Origin of the sequence: Clostridium tagluense (assembly GCF_003865095.1) — a bacterium.
GTDB classification, from domain to species: Bacteria; Bacillota; Clostridia; order Clostridiales; family Clostridiaceae; genus Clostridium_AD; species Clostridium_AD tagluense.
On sequence record NZ_BHYK01000004.1, the window covers coordinates 51,603 to 70,023 of the forward strand.

Annotated in this window: 17 protein-coding genes and 1 tRNA gene; 8 read left to right on the forward strand and 10 right to left on the reverse strand. The window is 30.4% G+C overall.

Annotated elements, in window-relative coordinates; all coding sequences use genetic code 11:
- Nucleotides 1-39 precede the first annotated feature (39 nt).
- Nucleotides 40-660: a LysE/ArgO family amino acid transporter gene (locus Ctaglu_RS04370; protein WP_124998442.1), complete on the reverse strand. Its 621-nt coding sequence runs from the start codon at nucleotides 658-660 to the stop codon at nucleotides 40-42.
- A 145-nt stretch (nucleotides 661-805) separates the two neighbouring features.
- Between Ctaglu_RS04370 and Ctaglu_RS04375 the strand changes: the two genes are divergently transcribed.
- The 5 genes from Ctaglu_RS04375 (at nucleotide 806) to Ctaglu_RS04395 (ending at nucleotide 4,388) form a co-directional block, all read left to right on the forward strand.
- A tRNA-Pro gene (locus tag Ctaglu_RS04375) sits at nucleotides 806-881 on the forward strand.
- A 167-nt stretch (nucleotides 882-1,048) separates the two neighbouring features.
- Nucleotides 1,049-2,395 carry a [Fe-Fe] hydrogenase large subunit C-terminal domain-containing protein gene (locus tag Ctaglu_RS04380; protein WP_124998444.1) on the forward strand — a complete coding sequence of 449 codons (1,347 nt, stop codon included), beginning with the start codon at nucleotides 1,049-1,051 and terminating at the stop codon, nucleotides 2,393-2,395.
- Nucleotides 2,396-2,485: 90 nt separating this feature from the next.
- On the forward strand, nucleotides 2,486-3,010 hold the full coding sequence (locus Ctaglu_RS04385; protein WP_124998446.1) for a phosphatase PAP2 family protein: 525 nt from the start codon (nucleotides 2,486-2,488) through the stop codon (nucleotides 3,008-3,010).
- 137 nt (nucleotides 3,011-3,147) lie between these two features.
- Nucleotides 3,148-3,801, forward strand: a complete 654-nt coding sequence (locus tag Ctaglu_RS04390) for an HAD family hydrolase (protein ID WP_124998448.1) — start codon at nucleotides 3,148-3,150, stop codon at nucleotides 3,799-3,801.
- Between the two features lie 149 nt (nucleotides 3,802-3,950).
- Nucleotides 3,951-4,388 (forward strand): hypothetical protein, encoded by a 438-nt coding sequence (locus Ctaglu_RS04395; RefSeq protein ID WP_124998450.1) that lies wholly within the window; start codon nucleotides 3,951-3,953, stop codon nucleotides 4,386-4,388.
- Between the two features lie 307 nt (nucleotides 4,389-4,695).
- On the opposite strand, the gene Ctaglu_RS04400 is transcribed toward Ctaglu_RS04395, so the two are convergent.
- Both Ctaglu_RS04400 and Ctaglu_RS04405 read right to left on the reverse strand, forming a co-directional pair.
- Nucleotides 4,696-6,003 (reverse strand): DUF2812 domain-containing protein, encoded by a 1,308-nt coding sequence (locus Ctaglu_RS04400; protein WP_124998452.1) that lies wholly within the window; start codon nucleotides 6,001-6,003, stop codon nucleotides 4,696-4,698.
- Nucleotides 6,004-6,020: 17 nt separating this feature from the next.
- Nucleotides 6,021-6,353 (reverse strand): PadR family transcriptional regulator, encoded by a 333-nt coding sequence (locus Ctaglu_RS04405; protein ID WP_124998454.1) that lies wholly within the window; start codon nucleotides 6,351-6,353, stop codon nucleotides 6,021-6,023.
- A gap of 431 nt (nucleotides 6,354-6,784) precedes the next feature.
- Here Ctaglu_RS04405 and Ctaglu_RS04410 point away from each other — a divergent pair, with 431 nt between their 5' ends.
- Complete coding sequence (locus Ctaglu_RS04410; RefSeq protein ID WP_124998456.1) at nucleotides 6,785-7,645, forward strand: hypothetical protein; 861 nt, start codon at nucleotides 6,785-6,787, stop codon at nucleotides 7,643-7,645.
- Between the two features lie 52 nt (nucleotides 7,646-7,697).
- Here the strand turns inward: Ctaglu_RS04410 and abc-f are convergent, their stop codons facing one another.
- On the reverse strand, nucleotides 7,698-9,254 hold the full coding sequence (gene abc-f / locus Ctaglu_RS04415; protein WP_124998458.1) for a ribosomal protection-like ABC-F family protein: 1,557 nt from the start codon (nucleotides 9,252-9,254) through the stop codon (nucleotides 7,698-7,700).
- A 370-nt stretch (nucleotides 9,255-9,624) separates the two neighbouring features.
- Here abc-f and Ctaglu_RS04420 point away from each other — a divergent pair, with 370 nt between their 5' ends.
- Nucleotides 9,625-10,800, forward strand: a complete 1,176-nt coding sequence (locus tag Ctaglu_RS04420) for a class I SAM-dependent rRNA methyltransferase (RefSeq protein ID WP_124998460.1) — start codon at nucleotides 9,625-9,627, stop codon at nucleotides 10,798-10,800.
- Between the two features lie 186 nt (nucleotides 10,801-10,986).
- Here the strand turns inward: Ctaglu_RS04420 and Ctaglu_RS04425 are convergent, their stop codons facing one another.
- The 6 genes from Ctaglu_RS04425 to Ctaglu_RS04450 all read right to left on the reverse strand — a co-directional run bounded on the left by Ctaglu_RS04425 (nucleotide 10,987) and on the right by Ctaglu_RS04450 (nucleotide 17,081).
- Nucleotides 10,987-11,691 carry a 2-phosphosulfolactate phosphatase family protein gene (locus tag Ctaglu_RS04425; RefSeq protein ID WP_124998462.1) on the reverse strand — a complete coding sequence of 235 codons (705 nt, stop codon included), beginning with the start codon at nucleotides 11,689-11,691 and terminating at the stop codon, nucleotides 10,987-10,989.
- 214 nt (nucleotides 11,692-11,905) lie between these two features.
- Nucleotides 11,906-12,436, reverse strand: a complete 531-nt coding sequence (locus tag Ctaglu_RS04430; RefSeq protein WP_124998464.1) for a hypothetical protein — start codon at nucleotides 12,434-12,436, stop codon at nucleotides 11,906-11,908.
- A 308-nt stretch (nucleotides 12,437-12,744) separates the two neighbouring features.
- Nucleotides 12,745-13,692, reverse strand: coding sequence for a PucR family transcriptional regulator (locus Ctaglu_RS04435; RefSeq protein ID WP_124998466.1), 948 nt, complete (start codon nucleotides 13,690-13,692; stop codon nucleotides 12,745-12,747).
- 14 nt (nucleotides 13,693-13,706) lie between these two features.
- Nucleotides 13,707-14,816: an ABC transporter ATP-binding protein gene (locus tag Ctaglu_RS04440; RefSeq protein ID WP_124998468.1), complete on the reverse strand. Its 1,110-nt coding sequence runs from the start codon at nucleotides 14,814-14,816 to the stop codon at nucleotides 13,707-13,709.
- Between the two features lie 137 nt (nucleotides 14,817-14,953).
- A complete protein-coding gene (mnmL, locus tag Ctaglu_RS04445) occupies nucleotides 14,954-15,883 on the reverse strand; it encodes a tRNA modification radical SAM protein MnmL/YtqA (protein ID WP_124998470.1) in 930 nt (309 codons plus the stop codon).
- Nucleotides 15,884-16,004: 121 nt separating this feature from the next.
- Nucleotides 16,005-17,081 (reverse strand): hypothetical protein, encoded by a 1,077-nt coding sequence (locus Ctaglu_RS04450; RefSeq protein WP_124998472.1) that lies wholly within the window; start codon nucleotides 17,079-17,081, stop codon nucleotides 16,005-16,007.
- 254 nt (nucleotides 17,082-17,335) lie between these two features.
- Between Ctaglu_RS04450 and Ctaglu_RS04455 the strand changes: the two genes are divergently transcribed.
- Complete coding sequence (locus Ctaglu_RS04455) at nucleotides 17,336-18,412, forward strand: YkvI family membrane protein (RefSeq protein ID WP_373861659.1); 1,077 nt, start codon at nucleotides 17,336-17,338, stop codon at nucleotides 18,410-18,412.
- Nucleotides 18,413-18,421 lie beyond the last annotated feature (9 nt).

Genomic DNA, 18,421 nt, shown 5'->3' on the forward strand with positions numbered 1-18,421 from the left:
TATCATATGAGAAACTGCTCTCTTATCTTACAAATCCTTTTAGATAATCAATTTAACAAAGGAATATGCTAATTTAAATCCATATACAATTATAACTACTCCACATATTAAATTTATTATCCTAATAACCTTAATATTAAACTTAGCTTTAAATAGTGAAACAACTGTAGCTAATAAAGTAAACCAAATTAATGAAGCTAAGCATACCCCTATAATAAAGTAGCTTCCCATATCTACTGGTAGCACCGCTCTACTTCCCCCCAGTAATAAGGAGCCGTCAATTATTGCTTGAGGGTTTAACCAAGTCACTGCAAAACATGTCCCTATTATTTTTATAATGGATTTATTCAGATCCACAGTCTCTTCAGATTTAACTTCTGGTACTTGCCTCAAAAGCCCTGCTCCAATATAAACTACAGCTATACTTCCTAATAAAAGAATGATCATTTTTAAAAGGTTAAACTTTTCCATAAGTGCTCCTACCCCAAAAAAGCATGATACTGCAAGCGATATATCAAAGAATATAGTAATAAATGCAACTTGATATGCCTTTAGTCTACTTTTACGTATAGCCGTATTTATTACAAATATGTTTTGTGTACCTATAGGTGCTACGTAAGCAAAGCCTACAAGCAATCCTTCTATTAGATGTTTATACATTCTTTCCCCCCTAACTATTACCTCTATAAAAAAACAATATTCACATCTAGAATATTGTTTTTTTATTTTAAATTATAACTTATACATATTATCTTGTAAATACTGTTGACATTTACACCTTCCTATTATATAATAAAGAAGTCATCGGGGTGTAGCGCAGCTGGGAGCGCGCGTGGTTTGGGACCATGAGGTCGCAGGTTCAATCCCTGTCACCCCGACCAAAAAGAGTTGTCTAACGACAACTCTTTTTTTATTATAAATTTTTCATGGCTTAAGTATAAAATCACTCCTTTTTCACAAGCTAAACAATACTTTACTATTTTATTGTTTTTTCTAAATATTATGCTAACATTATTACATAGCTAATAACAACTTAGGAGTGATTATTTTGAATAAAATGTATAATGAAATTTTCAAAACCCTAATTAAGTCCTATCATGAAGATAATTTTGAAAATAAGCTACAGGAATTACTATCAAAAGACAATATTAATAAAACCGAGTTAAGTTCTATAATTTCTTCACTTTGTGGAGTTGATGTAGTCTTTTCAAATAATTACATAAATGATTTAAAACAAGCTATCCAGCATTATGAATCAAATCACAAGATTGTAAATAAAGTTAAACATTGCGACATGGAGTGTGCAGATACGTCTGGAAAAACCCTTTGTCAAGCTTCTTGCCCATTTGATGCCATATTAATAGATAATAAATGTAATACTACCTATATTGATAATGATAAATGCATAGACTGTGGATTTTGCATAGATGTCTGTCCTACTGGTGCCTTAATGGATAAGGTAGAATTTATTCCCCTTTTAAATTTGTTAAAAGGGAATTCTACAGTAATAGCCGCTGTAGCCCCAGCCATTACTGGCCAATTTGGAGAAAGTGCTAATATAGATAAGCTTAGAACCGCCTTTAAAAAAATCAGATTCACAGATATGGTTGAAGTTGCTTTTTTCGCAGATATGCTTACATTAAAAGAAGCTATTGAATTTGATGAACATGTTAAAGTAAAAGAAGATCTAATGCTTACCTCTTGCTGTTGTCCTATGTGGGTAGGAATGGTAAAGAAGGTATACCACAATTTAGTGAGACATGTATCCCCCTCCATTTCTCCTATGATTGCTGCTGGTAGAGTTTTAAAACAACTAAACCCTAACTGCAAAGTAGTCTTTATTGGACCCTGTATTGCAAAAAAAGGTGAAGCTAAAGACCCCGACCTTTTAGGCGACATAGATTACGTGCTTACCTTCTCCGAACTTAAGGATATTTTTGATACATTAAATATTGAGCCTGAAAAACTTAAAGCAGATGTATCTAGTGAATATGCGTCTAGAGGCGGTAGACTTTATGCTAGGACTGGAGGAGTATCTATAGCTATTGGAGAAGTTATAGAAAGATTATTTCCTGAAAAATACGATTTATTTAATCCTATTCAAGGAAATGGTGTAAAAGAATGTAAAGAATTGCTTACTAAGGCTCAAAACGGGGAAATCAATGCAAATTTTGTAGAAGGAATGGGCTGTGTTGGAGGTTGCGTTGGAGGACCTAAATCATTAATCAATGCAAGTTTCGGAAAAATTAGAGTAGATAAATTTGCACAAAATTCAAAGATTAAAGTAGCCATTGATAGCGATTGTATGAACGAAATCCTAAATAGAATTGGAATTAATAGTGCTGGGGATTTCAAAGATAAAGATAAGACCAAAATATTTCACAGGGAGTTTTAATTAATATTTCACAATGTAAATCGGATCTAAAATATGATACAATATTAAGTAATCAAAAAAAATAATTCACTGTGCAGATTGGAGGTTTTTATGAAAGCATTATTTGAATATATAAGTCATAGAGATATTAACATACTTAGAATTATAAATAATTCTTGGAAGTGTAAGTTCTTAGATATTGTAATGCCAGCTATGACTTACTTAGGCTCTTTTACTTTTATGTTTATATTTTGCACTTTCGCCTTTTTGTTAAGTAACGCGCTGCTTCATGTCATGGCTATTCGTGCTATGGTTTCTATAACAATTAGTACTGGCATTGGCAAGCTTCTCAAAATAAGTGTTACTAGATTAAGACCATTTATAGATATTCCAAATTTAAATATAAAAAAAATAGGTATAGATAAATACTCTTTCCCCTCAGGTCATACTACCGGTGCATTTTCATTAGCTGTAATAGTAGCTTTATATTTCCCTATTTTTGGCTTTATATCTATACCCCTAGCTTGTTGTGTAGGAATTTCAAGAATGTATATAGGGGTTCATTATCCTACAGATGTAATTGTAGGTGCTTTTTTAGGAATTACCTGTTCTTTTCTTACTTACAGGTTCTTTTAAGCCCTATGAAAATAACTAAGAGTAGCTACCAACTTAATTGTCCTGGTAGCTGCTCTTAATTAATGCCCATAATTCCTTTTCAAATCTGAGTGTATTACTATATTTATTCATGTTATAATTTTATAAGAGGTGATTAAATGCTAACAAATATTAAAGCTGCAATTTTTGATTTAGATGGTACCCTTATCGACTCTATGTGGGTTTGGGGCAAAATAGATGAACATTATTTTAAAAAACTGAATATGGATTTACCTTCCAATCTTAAAAGCCAAATAGAACATCTTAGCTTTGATGACACTGCAGCATATTTTAAAAGTAATTTTGGTATATTAGATACTATAGAAGAAATTAAAAAGGAATGGACAGATTTAGCCTATGTGGAATATCTTAACAATGTAAAGCTAAAACCTGGAGTAGTTGAGTTTTTATCTTTGCTTAAAACTCTGAACATAAAAATTGGACTTGCCACAAGTAATAGTAAGGATCTGTTAGAAGCTGTTCTTAATGCTAATGGTATTTACCATTACTTTGACTGCATAACTCTTACGAGTGAAGTCTCTAGGGGGAAAAACTTTCCTGATGTATATTTACTTGCCGCTGAAAGATTAGGTGTAGAGCCATCAGAATGTATTGTATTTGAAGATATCCTACCTGCAGTTAAAGGTGCAAAAGCTGCTGGAATGAGGGTAGTAGGCGTATATGATGATTTTTCCAAAGAGCAAAGAGAAGATATTATTAATCATGCAGATATGTTTATATTTGAATATCATGAACTAACTACCGCTATTTAAAACTCATGTAATTACATGGGTTTTTTTTATGAATTTTTTTCATTTCTATAGAATAGTATATATTAAGCATATGCACAAATTTTTCAGTTAACCTCTATTATATTAGTACATAATTGTTGTGAATAAGTACTTTTGAAGGAGAGATACTATTGATTATTTTTCTATTCTCAGTTCTTTTGATATGTTTTGGCATATATTATTCCATCATGAATCAAAAATTATCGACACAAAAAACTCAACTAAAGATTATTTCTAGGCAAAATAGAGAATTCAAATCAAAAATTGAAAGTGCACGAAGTGCTGAGGGTCCTATTATAATAAAATACAAGGCCCCACTTTTTAAATCAGGAACCACAAAAGAAGTTTGCAGTCTATATTTAAGCCCCCTAGAAAATTCGCTAGTTCTATCTAACTTAGTTAAAATTACTCCTGTAGAAATTCAAGATTGTGCTGATATTTTTGATATTTCATGGTATGAGGTATCTATAAAATCTCAGACTAACATTAATAATAAAGGGTGGATAAAAAAAGATAGCATAATTACCCAAGATGACACTGTTAATAATCAAGAGGATACAGTTACTTAAAATTTTTAAGGGCATATATTTTTCACAATATATGCCTTTTAAAATTAATATTAATATCAATCTTTTTTATGTGTCTTTTTATTATGCTTAGCTCCTAAATTATTTACTTTTTTCTCCTTTTCTTGTTGGCTTGCGCAAGAAGGATCTTTTTTTTCACCCATAGCGTTTATGCCTCCTTTTATAAAAAATTAATCATAGTATCCTTACTATTTTGTTCAATATACAAAATATAATGCTATGAAATTAATAACAAAAATATAATAAGCCAGCATGCATGGCTTATTATATGGACTAATTGTATAATTTATTAATAAAAAAGCTTTTCATATATCTGTTTCAAAAATTCTTCTTCACTTAGATTAGTAAAATCTTTCCTAATCTCAACTACTTTATCTTGTGATACTACTACAAATGTTCTTTTCACACTATCTGAATAGACCACAATATTATTAGGTAGTTTAGTCCTCTCTTCCAATAAATTAGCACCAGAACGATTAAGTTTACTTAATAATCTATTTTCATAGAATTTAATTATTATAGAATAGTCACTCTGAAGCATTGTATAGCTTAAATAATTACTGTCGTTACCACCAGAATAGTCTACTCTTTGGGCTATTATACTTTTATCAAAATTAATATAAGGACTTTCATCATTATTTCCTACAAACCCAAAATCCTTAGTTGTTAAATTAAATTTATGGGTTGGCACATCATTTTGTAAAGTTTCACTACTAAAAAGAATTGAACCAATGCCAAGTATTAAAACTAAATATATTGAGACTACTACACTGCCTATAGTTATACCCATATTAATGTTTTTTGAATGCTTTTTTTTATCAATAAATTTTCGCACACAAATCATAATTATTATAGGAATGCATATTGTTATTATTATTAAGAAAGAAATATTAAATCCTGTAGTATCAAAAATTAACAGTTTTAAAAATATAAATAATATTATTAAGCCATAGCTATTTCTTAATATACTTTTTATCCTTACTTGCTTATAGTTACTATAATTCATGCCTTTATCCTTTTTTAACTTAGTCCTAACTTTTATGACCCAAATTAAAAAGCTAATAAATCCTCCACTATTTATAATTATAAGGGAAGACATTGTAACTATTGATAAGATGCCCATATTAGATGCTAGTACAAAACCTCCATCTCCCACAAATAATTGGATATATAGATTGAAACTCAATAGAAGAGTTAAAAAAAACTGAATTCCCATATTATATAATGAAGCTTTGAAAACTAATTTAAACTTTTCCTCTTCATCAGTATGAATAGAAATAGCTTCCTTATCCCCATGTGTATAAAATATTTGAGTTTTTACATGCTCACATACATATGTCCATCCTGCCACCTCACAATATTCCCTATATTCTAGAGCTACATCACTATCTTTATGATCAAAAACAGAAACCCTATTAAGTACGTCTACTGAATACTTTATTTTCTCTATTTCTGTTTTCTTAAACTTAAAAAAAACTCCTTTTATAGATTGTAATAACCATCCTTTTTCTGCCATTTCATCAAGATATTCTTCTACAGCAGAACATTCATAGGGTAAATACATAAATATTGTTGTCTTTGTATCCTTACTTCTCATAATCTTACACCTCCACTCTATATTTTAAAATTCTCTTTATATCTCTCCATATACAATACTCCATCATTGGCCATAGTAATTAATCTTCTATACTCCTCTAGTAGTATTTCTTTTCCCTTATCAGTAATTATATAACTTCTTTTTCTGCCTTTCACTTCTGTTTCTATTATCATATCTTCCTTTTCAAACTTAGAAAGAAGCGCATATAACGTCCCAGGGCCAACCTTTACACGGCCTTTTGAAATTTCAATTACAGCCTCCATAATATCTACCCCGCACATTTCTTTGAGTAAGGACATTAATATATAATACATTGGTTCTGTTAAATTTTGAAATTGCTCTCTTGCCATTTCTTATCACCTCTTCAATATCGAGTATCGATATATATAATCTCAGTATATTATCGACACTCGATATTGTCAATGTATTTTTCCATTTGTTTAAATTTTTATATCATTCACTAAAAAAAGAGATTTGCCACCTTTGGATTATTGGGTAATCAGCAAATTAAATTGGACTTCATAAAACCATTAGGTATTTTTGTTATGATAGATGGTATAATTATATTCAAGTTAAAGTTGGAAAATCAAGCAAAGTTATTAAAACTGCAAATATAAGTATTTTATATTTTGCTAAGAGGTTTGTTGATGCAAGTTAGAAGCAATTTCTTTCTTTATCTCTTTCCTAAACACAATTCAGCTCACCACCTAAGCGGTTGGAGTATTCTTGTGAAATTTGATAAATCAAACTAACAATCTTGTTAGAACTAAAGGAGTTTACTATGCGAATAATATCTGAAAACAACCTATGTACAAACAGACCATATATAAATTTGAAGAAATTACCAATAAAAAGTTCATTGAGAGTTGGTGAAATTACTGGAGCTGGTTTTAAAAGTACTTATATAATAAATCAAGATACACAAAACTTATCTACTAATGAGAATTACACTATAGAATTTAGTAACGGAATTGAGAAAATAACACTTGATACGGCACTATTGAATGAAAGATTATTAGTTGAAGTCAATTATTTATCTAAAACTAGTAATAAATCTACTAAATTCAAGATTTACCTTGTTTTAGATTGTATAAAATACGCCTTACCATTTAGTTCATTTGAAGATATTTATGATAATTGTATGAATATCTTAGCTAGAGAACTCCATGGAAAAGAAGAATTAACTTACATAAAAGAAAGTTTTAAAAGTTTAGAAAATGATGAAATCTCAGTAAATGTAGAGTTAAATTTAGAAAGATTAAAAGAATTTAAAGATAGGGTGAATTACAAAAGAAATATTGATTATTTTGTTGTAAATAACATTTCTTCAACTACTTCAAAGTATGATATAAACACTAAACCTAAAAAAATACTAGCAAGTAATATTTTAAAAGTTCTAAGATATGACTATGCTACAAGACTTTATAGAATAGTCGAGCCCATTGATAACATGACTAAAATAAAATTATACGAAACCGACATTATTTGTGACCTGGGTGAACTTAATTTCCCTACTGTTAGCATCTACACCGAGTATGGACTTGGAAAATTATTAGATGTTAAAAATAATGTTATCCCAAATACTAATTCATTACCATTATTTGCTAATATACTAGACCTTGGACTCGAAGTTTTAAACTAGAAATACTATAAAAAAAGAGCTAGAAATTATTCTAGCTCTTTTTTGGGGCAAATTATACTATTTTAGTTGTCCACTCTTCACAGTCCCATACATCTGTTACTATATCTTGATAAAAGTCTGGCTCATGGCAAACTATAAGTATACTTCCTGTATATTCTTTTAGGGCCCTCTTTAACTCATCTTTAGCATCTACATCTAAATGATTGGTAGGCTCATCTAGGATTAATATATTAGTTTCCCTGTTTAGGAGTTTCGCAAGTCTTACCTTTGCTTGTTCTCCACCACTAAGCACCGTAACTTTACTCTCAATATGTTTTGTAGTAAGTCCACATTTAGCAAGTGCAGATCTTACCTCACCTTGAGTAAGGCTAGGGAATTCTTGCCAAAATTCTTCAATACAATTATTGCGGTTGACGCCCTTTATTTCTTGCTCATAGTATCCTATATACTGATAATCTCCTAAGTTTGTATGACCCGAAAGAGCTTTTATATCACCCATAAGACTTTTTAGTAAAGTTGTTTTTCCAACACCATTAGCACCAGTTAAAGCAATCTTTTGTCCTCTTTCCATATATAAATCTAATGGCTTAGATAACGGGCTATCATATCCAGTAACTAAATCTACAGTTTTAAATATTATTTTCCCTGAAGCTCTTGCAGATTTAAAATTAAATTGTGGCTTTGGTTTATCTTTTGTAACTTCTATTCTATCAATTTTATCCAATTTCTTTTGCCTTGATTTTGCCATTCCACTAGTAGAAGCTCTTGCTTTATTTTTAGCAACAAAAACCTCTAGTCTAGTAATTTCCTTTTGCTGTCTTTCATAATCAGCTTCCATTTGTAGCCTTTTTGCCTCATGAATTCTCAAAAATTCTTCATAAGAACCTATATATCTAGTTAACTTTTTATTTTCCACATGATATATTATATTAATTGCACCTTTTAGGAATTCAATATCATGGGATATTAGGATAAATGCACTTTCATAATTTTGAAGATATCTCTTAAGCCACTCCACATGTTGCTCATCCAAAAAGTTAGTAGGCTCATCAAGAAGCAAAACATCTGGAGCTTCTAATAAAAGTTTTACAAGAAGAACTTTCGTCCTTTGTCCTCCACTTAAATCTGCAACATCATTTTCAAGACCAACATCTTTAAGTCCAATTCCTGCAGCTACCTCATCTATTTTAGAATCAATAGCATAGAATCCATTATTGTCCAATTGATCTTGAATTGTTCCCATTCTATCTAGTAATTTTTCTAGCTCCTCTGGAGATGCATCTCCCATCTTGTCTGTTACATCCATCATTTCCTCTTCTAAGTCAAAAAGATATTTAAAGGCCTCCCTTAAAACTTCTCGAATAGTTTTTCCTTTTTGCAAAACAGTATGCTGATCCATATATCCAACTCTTACGCTACTTGACCATTGAACTTCCCCTTCATCTGGCATAAGCTTACCCGTAATAATGTTCATAAAGGTTGATTTACCTTCTCCGTTAGCACCTATAAGCGCTATGTGTTCGCCTTTAAGTAATCTAAAAGATACATCTTCAAATATTGATCTGTCACCAAAGCCATGGCTCATATTTTTTACTACTAATCTACTCATTTGTTTTTCTCCTTAATATAGTGTAATTTTTTATATTTGTAATTTTTTATATTTTAAAAGTATTTCTACTCATACACTTATTTGTTTTTAATAACTGGACATTGTATACGGATTCCCACTCAAAGAAAATCCCTCCAATTTTTATCTAAATACCCTTAATCCAAGTGTGCATTTAAAAATGGCACATATATTAGTGTAATTTATAACTGCACTTTTGTCAAAAGAATTTTATGGATTTTATATTAGAAGTTAATTCAATGTGGTATACTACTATAGATAAATAACTTGATATTTTCAATTAAAAATTGTTTTATTACCCTAAACATATAGATAGTGTTAACGCTATCTAACAATACAGGAGGAATTTAAAATGAGTTGTAAATTTTACTTATATAGAGGTAAAGGCAGAAATGCAGAAAATGGTCACCTTTGGATATATGCCAACGAAATCGAAAATGTTGATGGTGAATATGAAAATGGAGATATAGTTGAAGCATATAATTTTAGAGGAGAGTTTATTGGAAAAGGATTCATAAACGACGTTTCTAAAATTGCCATAAGAATAATGACCAGAGATATTAACGAACAAATAAATGAAGAGTTTTTCAGAAAAAGACTTCGGGCTGCTTGGACATATAGAAAAACAGTTATAGATACTTCTAGTTGTAGATTCCTATTTGGAGAAGCAGATTTTGTGCCTGGAATGATTATAGATAAATATGAAGACTATTATGTTATTCAATCTTTAGCACTAGGTATAGATAAATATAAAGATATAATTGTTAAGCTACTAACAGATGAATACAATGCAAAAGGCGTATATGAAAGAAGTGACGCTAGAGTCCGCGAACTTGAAGGGATGGATCAAACAAAAGGCTTTTTAACAGAGCCCTTCGATACTAATTTAGAAATTATTGAAAACGGTGTTAAATATCACGTTGACATTGAAAATGGTCAAAAGACTGGATTTTTCCTAGACCAAAAAGAAAACAGAGCAGCTATCCAGAGATTATGCAAGGATGCTGATGTTTTAGATTGTTTTACTCACACAGGTTCTTTTGCGCTTAATGCAGGTATAGCTGGTGCTAAAAGTGTACTTGGAGTAGATATTTCTGACTATGCAGTAGAATGCTCTAGAAAAAATGCAGAGCTTAACGGACTTTCAGATATAGTTAAATTCGAATCTCATAATGCCTTTGACGTGCTACGCGAATGGTCAAGAGAAGGAAGACAATATGATGTAGTAATACTAGATCCACCTGCATTTACAAAGTCACGTTCTACTATAGACGGTGCTACAAGAGGATATAAAGAAATAAACCTACGTGGTATTAAATTGGTTAAAACCGGCGGCTATTTTGTAACTTGCTCTTGCTCTCATTTTATGTACCCTGATTTATTTAGAGATACCATAGCTGAAGCGGCTTTAGATGCTAATCGAACTCTTAGACAAGTAGAGTTTAGAACACAAGCAGCAGATCATCCAATACTATGGAATTCTGATGAATCTTACTACTTGAAATTTTATATATTCCAGGTGGTTTAAAACGGAAAAGGTATATATTACTACAATTGCCTTCACGTCGCTAAGTAATTCTAAAATTCATTTTACGTAATATATACCTTTTCATAATGTCACAACATGGAAAGCTATAATCTATTATTATAGTGTTTTATCAAAAATGAGCTATCTAAAAATAGTAATTACTTCTATTTTCAGATAGCCATTTTCTTAAACTATAATCCCATTCTTATATTCTGGAACCTTATCTATAATGTCTTTCCTACAGCAGTATTCCAAATCTGCCTCAAGTCCTAGCTCTGTAATTCTTTTGTAGTGACTTGCATATTTTATAAAGCTATGAATATCTTCATTGTTTTTATAAATATAGTGAGAAGTTACAGCAATGTCTGTTAGCTCTGCTTGTACCAAGCTTAATACGCAATCTATTATGTACCCACTACATAAAAAATCATCTATAGAAAATTCACCATCAGTTCCAGCATTGACTATTACTACATCTTTGTTTAATTCTACTATTCTTTTTGCAGTAGCCTTAGCGTTTAACATTGCACCTATTAGAATGTTGCTGGCACCCACGCAGCCCTTTATAGCTTTAGTGCCATTAGTTGTAGTCATAACAAGAGTCTTGCCTTCTATAGTCTTTCTGGTATATTCTAATGGAGAATTAGAATAGTGAAATCCCTCTATTTTCAATGCCTTTCTCTCTCCGCCAAGCATAAACTCCTCTTTGCTATTTCTCACAATGCCCGCGGCATCCTCCACTGTTAAAACAGGAACAACTCCTGTGCATCCATTATTCATTGCAGTAGTTATTACACTAGTAGCCCTAAGCATATCTATTACTACCACTGTTTTGTTTGCTATTTTTTCTTTTTTTATATCATCAGCAGAAACTATTATATCTATTCTCATATCCTTCGCTCCCCTTTAATAATTTTTTTTGTCTTATGTCACGCACATATAATTATAGTACATATTTCTATTTTATATAATAGTCTAGGATGAAGTAACCCTAGACAGTTTCATTTCAATATGTGCTATTGCGAATAAATGACCTTATCCCTTTTAAATTTAGGGATAAAGCCATTTAATCTTTTTTATTATTTTACTGTTTGTTTGATAGGAGTCAGTTCAAATTTTCAACTTCTTTTTGTGCAATCCTATTATTTCTAGCAGCGATAACACCTAATTCATTTTGGAAGTTATGTAAACTAGATTCTTTATATTTAGGCTCTATATTTTCACGGTTCTTTATTGCTGCTTTTACATAGCCCTTTACATAGGCTAGTACTTGCTTTTTTATTGATTCAAAATCACTATTTATAATTTTATTTTGTGACTCTGGTATCTTAGAATATTCAGGTATCTCCAAGTCTTTATAATCATTCACTATCAGTATGTACCTATAGTCTAACCCCGCTTTAGGCTTGTCCTTCGATGGCACAGAATATCCTATGATTCCAAATTTTCTTATTGGTTCAATGTGGCTTCTTAAAGGAACCAGTAAATTATTATTTTCATACTCTAATTTCAAAAAAAAGTAACTTCTTTTACTCTGTTTTTCTATACTTAATGGATCTAACATTTTGATAAAATGTTTGTTATCAATAAAGTATTGCTTTTTTATAAAAACACAACTAATATCCCCGTTAGCCATACAATATCAATATCCTTTCATATAACATAAAAGGAACATCACGAAGATGTTCCTTTTCAATTCAATTTCTTCGGTTTTTTGTAGACAGGCTCTTCCGATAAACGCCTCACAATTTCTTCGGTTTTTTGTTAGACAGGCTCTTCCGATAAACGCCTCACAATTTATTCTATATTACTAGTATACTCTGTTACTTTGAAAAAATCAACCTTATAAAAATATTTTTATAAAGTTAATAATAGATATTTTTTCTTAAAGGATGCTAGCAATATTCACTTGACCTTATAGCATACTCTAAGAAAAAAATATACCTATTCCTTATTTTCTTTCCATATCAAAAATCCTATAAGAAACACAGAGGCATCTTTAAAGTCTCTAATATCAAAATTTGTTTCTTTCTTAATCTTATCTAATCTATAAATAAGAGTATTCCTATGAACATATAGTTTTCTCGCAGCATCACTTATATTAAGACCACAATTTACAAATTGCTCAATAGTTATTATCATTTCACTATCCAAAGCATCAAATTTGTCTTTGAGCATTCCTAACAGTTCTTGCTTAATTTTAACATCTACATTATATACAATTTTCTCAAATAGCATCTTATTGTAACTAAATGTATGGTCTTTTATATCGAATTTTTTACCTAATTCCATACATTGAACAGCATCATTATAAGCTTTTTTAAGTCCTTTTATATCATAAGCTCTATCTGCATAACTTACATAACATTTGCAATACAAATCTGATGAGATAGATTCCTTTATACTTTCTGCGTGCTCCTCTACTTCATCAAAATCACCAATTACAATTATGCTATCATTATATATTAAACTTACAACTGGCTCATTATCATATATTTGTTTTATGACGCTCAGCGATTCATACTTACTTCCATCTACGCTTACTAATAGGGTATAACACCCATCTTCAAGAAAAGGTAAATTGTGATTAATATTATCAATAGAAATTTCTCTATTTTCTAAAATATCAATAACTGCTTGTTCTTTTGTTAAAAAATGCTCTGTATATTTGTTTTCAATAACATATTGGAGTAAAGATGTACAACTTCCATACTTCTTTTCTAAACTTATTATGCCTTTAACACGTCCAAGCATAATAGTATAGTTGGTTATATGTGAATTTTCAATATCTAAGTCACTAATATATAGCGCAATGCCATCTTCTGTAACTACATTAAATGGTATATTTGAAGAATGACTTAAATCCCTCAAGAATTCTGTAAAATTGTACATATTGAATTTCCCCCCTATATTATTGTGTTTTCAGTTTCTTTGTCAAAGACATGAATTTTATTTGTATCTAGTGCAATTTTAATTTTATCGCCAACTTTGGCTGACGACGATCCGTTAACTCTAGCTACAATACTTATATCTCCTTTTGACAGGTAAATATTAGTCTCTGCACCCATAAGCTCAGTAACTTCAACTTTCGCTTCTATAACTGAATTTTTATTTTTGGAAAGAAAGTCAATACCATCGTCAATGTCTTCTGGTCTAATACCCATTAAAACAGTTTTTCCTATAAATGATTTTTCTTTCAAAATTTGAGCTTTATCCTTTGGTAGTACTATAATTTCATTATCAAAAGATAGCACTACTTCACCCTTTTGATCTAAAACCACAGCTTCCATAAAGTTCATTTGAGGACTTCCTATAAATCCGGCAACAAACATATTAACTGGATGCTCATATATGTTATGAGGAGTATCTACTTGTTGAGCAAGTCCATCTTTCATTACAACTATTCTTGTTCCCATAGTCATAGCTTCTGTTTGATCATGAGTTACATATATAAAAGTTGTTTGAAGTTTATGATGAAGTTTTGCTATTTCTGTTCTCATTTGAACTCTAAGTTTAGCATCTAAATTTGATAGTGGCTCGTCCATTAAGAATACCTTTGGATTTCTTACTATAGCTCTTCCAAGTGCTACCCTTTGCCTTTGTCCACCTGATAATGCCTTTGGTTTTCTATCAAGTAAATGTTCTATATCAAGTGTTTTAGCTACATCAGTAACCTTTTGTTTTATTTCATCTTTTGGCATTTTTCTTAATTTTAGCCCAAATGCCATGTTATCATACACAGTCATATGAGGGTATAATGCATAGTTTTGGAAAACCATAGCGATATCTCTATCCTTAGGAGGCATATCATTTACAAGTTTATCACCAATATATATTTCGCCTTGTGATATTTCTTCAAGACCTGCTATCATTCTTAAAGTTGTTGATTTACCACAGCCTGATGGTCCTACAAAAACTATAAATTCTTTATCTTCTATTTCAAGATTAAAATCCTTAACCGCTGTTACGTTTCCAGTATAAACCTTGTATAAATGCCTTAATGATAAATTTGACATAGTATATTCCTCCTAGATTTACATTCTATATATTTTTCTATATATACACATTGTAAACCTTTAAACTGCAACTATCTAGTTGCAAAACACCCAAAAGTGGTAAAGCTAATTTGTAGAAAGACACAAATGTTCTTGTGTTAGATTTCAAAATTTTTCCCTTGATATAGATCTAATTCCTTTAATTTGTTATCTATAGAATTTAAAACTTCCCATTTTTTCAAACTCCACATAGGACCTATTAGCAGATCCCTTGGCGCATCCCCTGTTAATCTATGAATGACCATATTTGGTGGAAGCATAGCTATTGACCTTGCAATTATATCTATATACTCATCTTTTTCCAAAAACTTAAGCTTTCCAAGGTTGTATAAATCAACCATTGGTGTATTCTCTACAAGATAGAGCAAATGCATTTTTATACCCTTTATATCACTATGTGCCACATAGTCTATTGTTTTTAACATATCCTCTTGGTTTTCGCCAGGTAGGCCAAATATAGTATGAACCACCACATCAATATTTCTTTTATTAAGCCCTTTTAGCGCCTCTTCAAATTTTGATAATTTATATCCTCTATTAATAATTTTTGCACTTTCGTCCTTACTGGTTTGAAGCCCTAATTCTACCCAGGTATATACTCTATGCGAGTATTCTTCTATAAGGTCTAATACATCCTCATCTAAGCAATCAGGTCTAGTAGCTATAGCAAGTGCCACTACCCCATCTTGTGATATTGCTTCTTCATACTTTTCTCTTAATACTTCTATAGACCCATATGTATTGGTATAGGCCTGAAAATAAGCAATATACCTTCCTGTTTTCCACTTTTTACTCATCATATTAACTATATCTTCAAATTGACTTGTGATAGAAAATTTCCTATCCCCACCAAAGTCTCCTGAACCTCGCTCGCTACAAAATAAACATCCTCCACTGCTAATAGTTCCATCCCTATTAGGACAAGAAAATCCAGCGTCCAAAGCAACCTTAAAAACCTTATCACCAAACTTCTCTCTTAAAAAATAATTCAAACTGTGATATTTTTTGTCACCCCATGTTTTCTGCATTAATCTCATCCTTTCTCTGTTAAATCATCTCTTGGTCGCTATAAAATAACTAATCATTAGACTAGTTATTTTATAAGAGACTAGGCTAATTATACCTTATAGTCTATAGAGAATGTATTAATTATAATTTATCTACTGTAAAGTCCTTTAAATTTAATTTCCATTTACCAATAATGTCTGTTTCGGAACTATTAATATTTGATTTAGGAATTACTTCATATGTCATACTATCCTCACCAAAAGAAGAAAATACTATTTGCACTTTTTCTATAGGATAATCTTTTTCAAAATTAACAGGAATCATATCTCCATTTTCCACTGTATAAACTCTAATATATTTTCCCATGTTCTCCTTAGTATATTGGACAAGCAGAAACTTTTCATCTAAAGAGAAGGTCATAAACTCCACTTTGCAATTAAAAAGCAAATCTAAAGGGATTAGCTCTTTTCCAATTGGTTTCTCCTTAACTATTATATCAGACCCTCCACCTTGCGATGACTGCCCCCCTGATTTTCCAGCATCTCCTTGGACTGCTAGAGACTCATCAATACTCACAATTCCAATAAATGAATTTTTATTATAGGTACTAACTGCAAGTTTTTCTCCTTCATAACTAAAATTCATTGGGCTGAATTCCTTTAAGGGCACCATTATTTTATACAACTGTGCTGAATCATCTCTTGAATATACGTATTTAGGAAATCCTGCTACATCAATAATCAAATTAGTTTTTACATTTTTTTTGTCTCTATATCTAATACCTACTCCTTCAATAAAAGCTTCTTTTTGTGGCATATTATTAATTTCACTTATTTTGTATTCTGCACCATCTTTGACAACTTTAATAGAGTATTCATCCAAGCTACACAATGAACTAACTATGGAGGTTCTTGTAACTCTAACCTTAAAAACTCCACTCCTACCAACTTCATTACTTTCTGTAACTTTATAGCCCTTTATCTTTACATCATTAAGTTTCACCTGGTCATTTTTTTTCGATAATTCCTTAGTATATAATTTCTTACCATTTTCGTAATCTTCCTTCATTAGGAAGCTCATATAATTATCAACTACATTAGCTGCACTTTTAATTTCAAAAGCATTTACTTTTGCCTTTTCTTCACTCTCTTTTTTTGCACATCCTGTGAAAGATAAAATATAAAATATTATTAATAAACAACTTAAAATTTTTTTCAATATTTTCACTCCTTTTTAATTCAATTTTGATTAATGATATAGCTTATAATTACCTTTACACTTATGATTTAAAAGTTAAATCATCATCTGCGATGCTGAAATATCATTAAATTCATTATTATAATTATAGTTTCCCACTAAATAAAATTTTAATTTATAAAATCATTATTTATTATTAATCAATATACATATATTTATAAAGATAACATCTTATTTGTATGCATTTAACAATTTAATAATTTTATGGAGGAGATATTTTGAAAAAAAACATCAGTTCAATATTTCAAACTGCAGCTGTATTTATAGGTACTATAGTTGGTGCAGGACTTGCTTCTGGCCAAGAGATAACGCAATTTTTTAGCACTTATGGATATGTGAGCTTTTGGGGAATTCTCATATGCGGTTTGATCTACATTGTAGTTAGTTCTATTATAGTTTCTATTAGTCTAAAATATAAATTAAGTTCCTATACTGAACTTATAACTATTGTAAGCCCAGGTTTTTTTGGTGTAATTACAGATATTTTTACCAGTTTCTTCTTAATTACTGGTGCTGCCATCATTTTAGCTGGAAGTGGTGCACTTGTTCATCAATATTTTGGTATTTCAAAATGGATAGGAATTTTACTTATGTCTATAATTTCTTTGTATACGTTGCTTAAGGATACCAAGGGGCTAATAACTATAAATTCCTTCATAGTACCTATTCTTACCACGATTATTATAACTATATTCGTTTTATACTTAGTACTTTACAAAGATATGGTAAACGCTTCCTATATAAAACAAATACCTTCTTATAAAGTCAATACCATTCCTGCTCAATGGTTTTTTTCAACCTTACTATATGCTGGTTTTAATATGCTGTGCTGTAGTGGTGTGTTAGTTCCAATTAGTCAAGAAATAAAACATAAACGTATCCTTATTCCCGGAGTTATAATAGGAGCTTTAGGCTTAACCATATTATGCTATTTGATAAATATAATGCTTTTATTAAATATACCTCAAATTTTCAAATACGAGATTCCACTATTATACATAACAAACCGCTTTGGTATGTTAATGCAAATTCTTTTGCTTTGCGTAATTTGGTTTGAAATGTTTTCCACTGAAGTTTCTAATATTTATAGCGTAGGCAAAACTCTGGAGAAAAAGTTTAATATATCTTATAAAAAAGCTGTATTTTTAATACTTATTATAGCTTTGCCTATTTCGCAAATTGGATTTAAAAATTTAATTAAAGTTCTTTATCCTGGTTTTGGTGCAATAAGTCTTATTTTTATGATTCAGTGTATTATATTTTATAGGAAAACCACTAAAAAACATAATTGACATTATATA

Coding starts and splice junctions, on each gene's coding strand:
- Ctaglu_RS04400 (WP_124998452.1), bottom strand. CDS start 6,003: ATGAGAAGTAAGGATACAAAGACAACAATATTTATGTATTTACCCTAT.
- Ctaglu_RS04370 (WP_124998442.1), bottom strand. CDS start 660: ATGTATAAACATCTAATAGAAGGATTGCTTGTAGGCTTTGCTTACGTA.
- Ctaglu_RS04420 (WP_124998460.1), top strand. CDS start 9,625: ATGAGTTGTAAATTTTACTTATATAGAGGTAAAGGCAGAAATGCAGAA.
- Ctaglu_RS04440 (WP_124998468.1), bottom strand. CDS start 14,816: ATGTCAAATTTATCATTAAGGCATTTATACAAGGTTTATACTGGAAAC.
- Ctaglu_RS04405 (WP_124998454.1), bottom strand. CDS start 6,353: ATGGCAAGAGAGCAATTTCAAAATTTAACAGAACCAATGTATTATATA.
- Ctaglu_RS04425 (WP_124998462.1), bottom strand. CDS start 11,691: ATGAGAATAGATATAATAGTTTCTGCTGATGATATAAAAAAAGAAAAA.
- mnmL (WP_124998470.1), bottom strand. CDS start 15,883: ATGCAGAAAACATGGGGTGACAAAAAATATCACAGTTTGAATTATTTT.
- Ctaglu_RS04430 (WP_124998464.1), bottom strand. CDS start 12,436: ATGGCTAACGGGGATATTAGTTGTGTTTTTATAAAAAAGCAATACTTT.
- Ctaglu_RS04435 (WP_124998466.1), bottom strand. CDS start 13,692: ATGTACAATTTTACAGAATTCTTGAGGGATTTAAGTCATTCTTCAAAT.
- Ctaglu_RS04385 (WP_124998446.1), top strand. CDS start 2,486: ATGAAAGCATTATTTGAATATATAAGTCATAGAGATATTAACATACTT.
- Ctaglu_RS04410 (WP_124998456.1), top strand. CDS start 6,785: ATGCGAATAATATCTGAAAACAACCTATGTACAAACAGACCATATATA.
- Ctaglu_RS04390 (WP_124998448.1), top strand. CDS start 3,148: ATGCTAACAAATATTAAAGCTGCAATTTTTGATTTAGATGGTACCCTT.
- abc-f (WP_124998458.1), bottom strand. CDS start 9,254: ATGAGTAGATTAGTAGTAAAAAATATGAGCCATGGCTTTGGTGACAGA.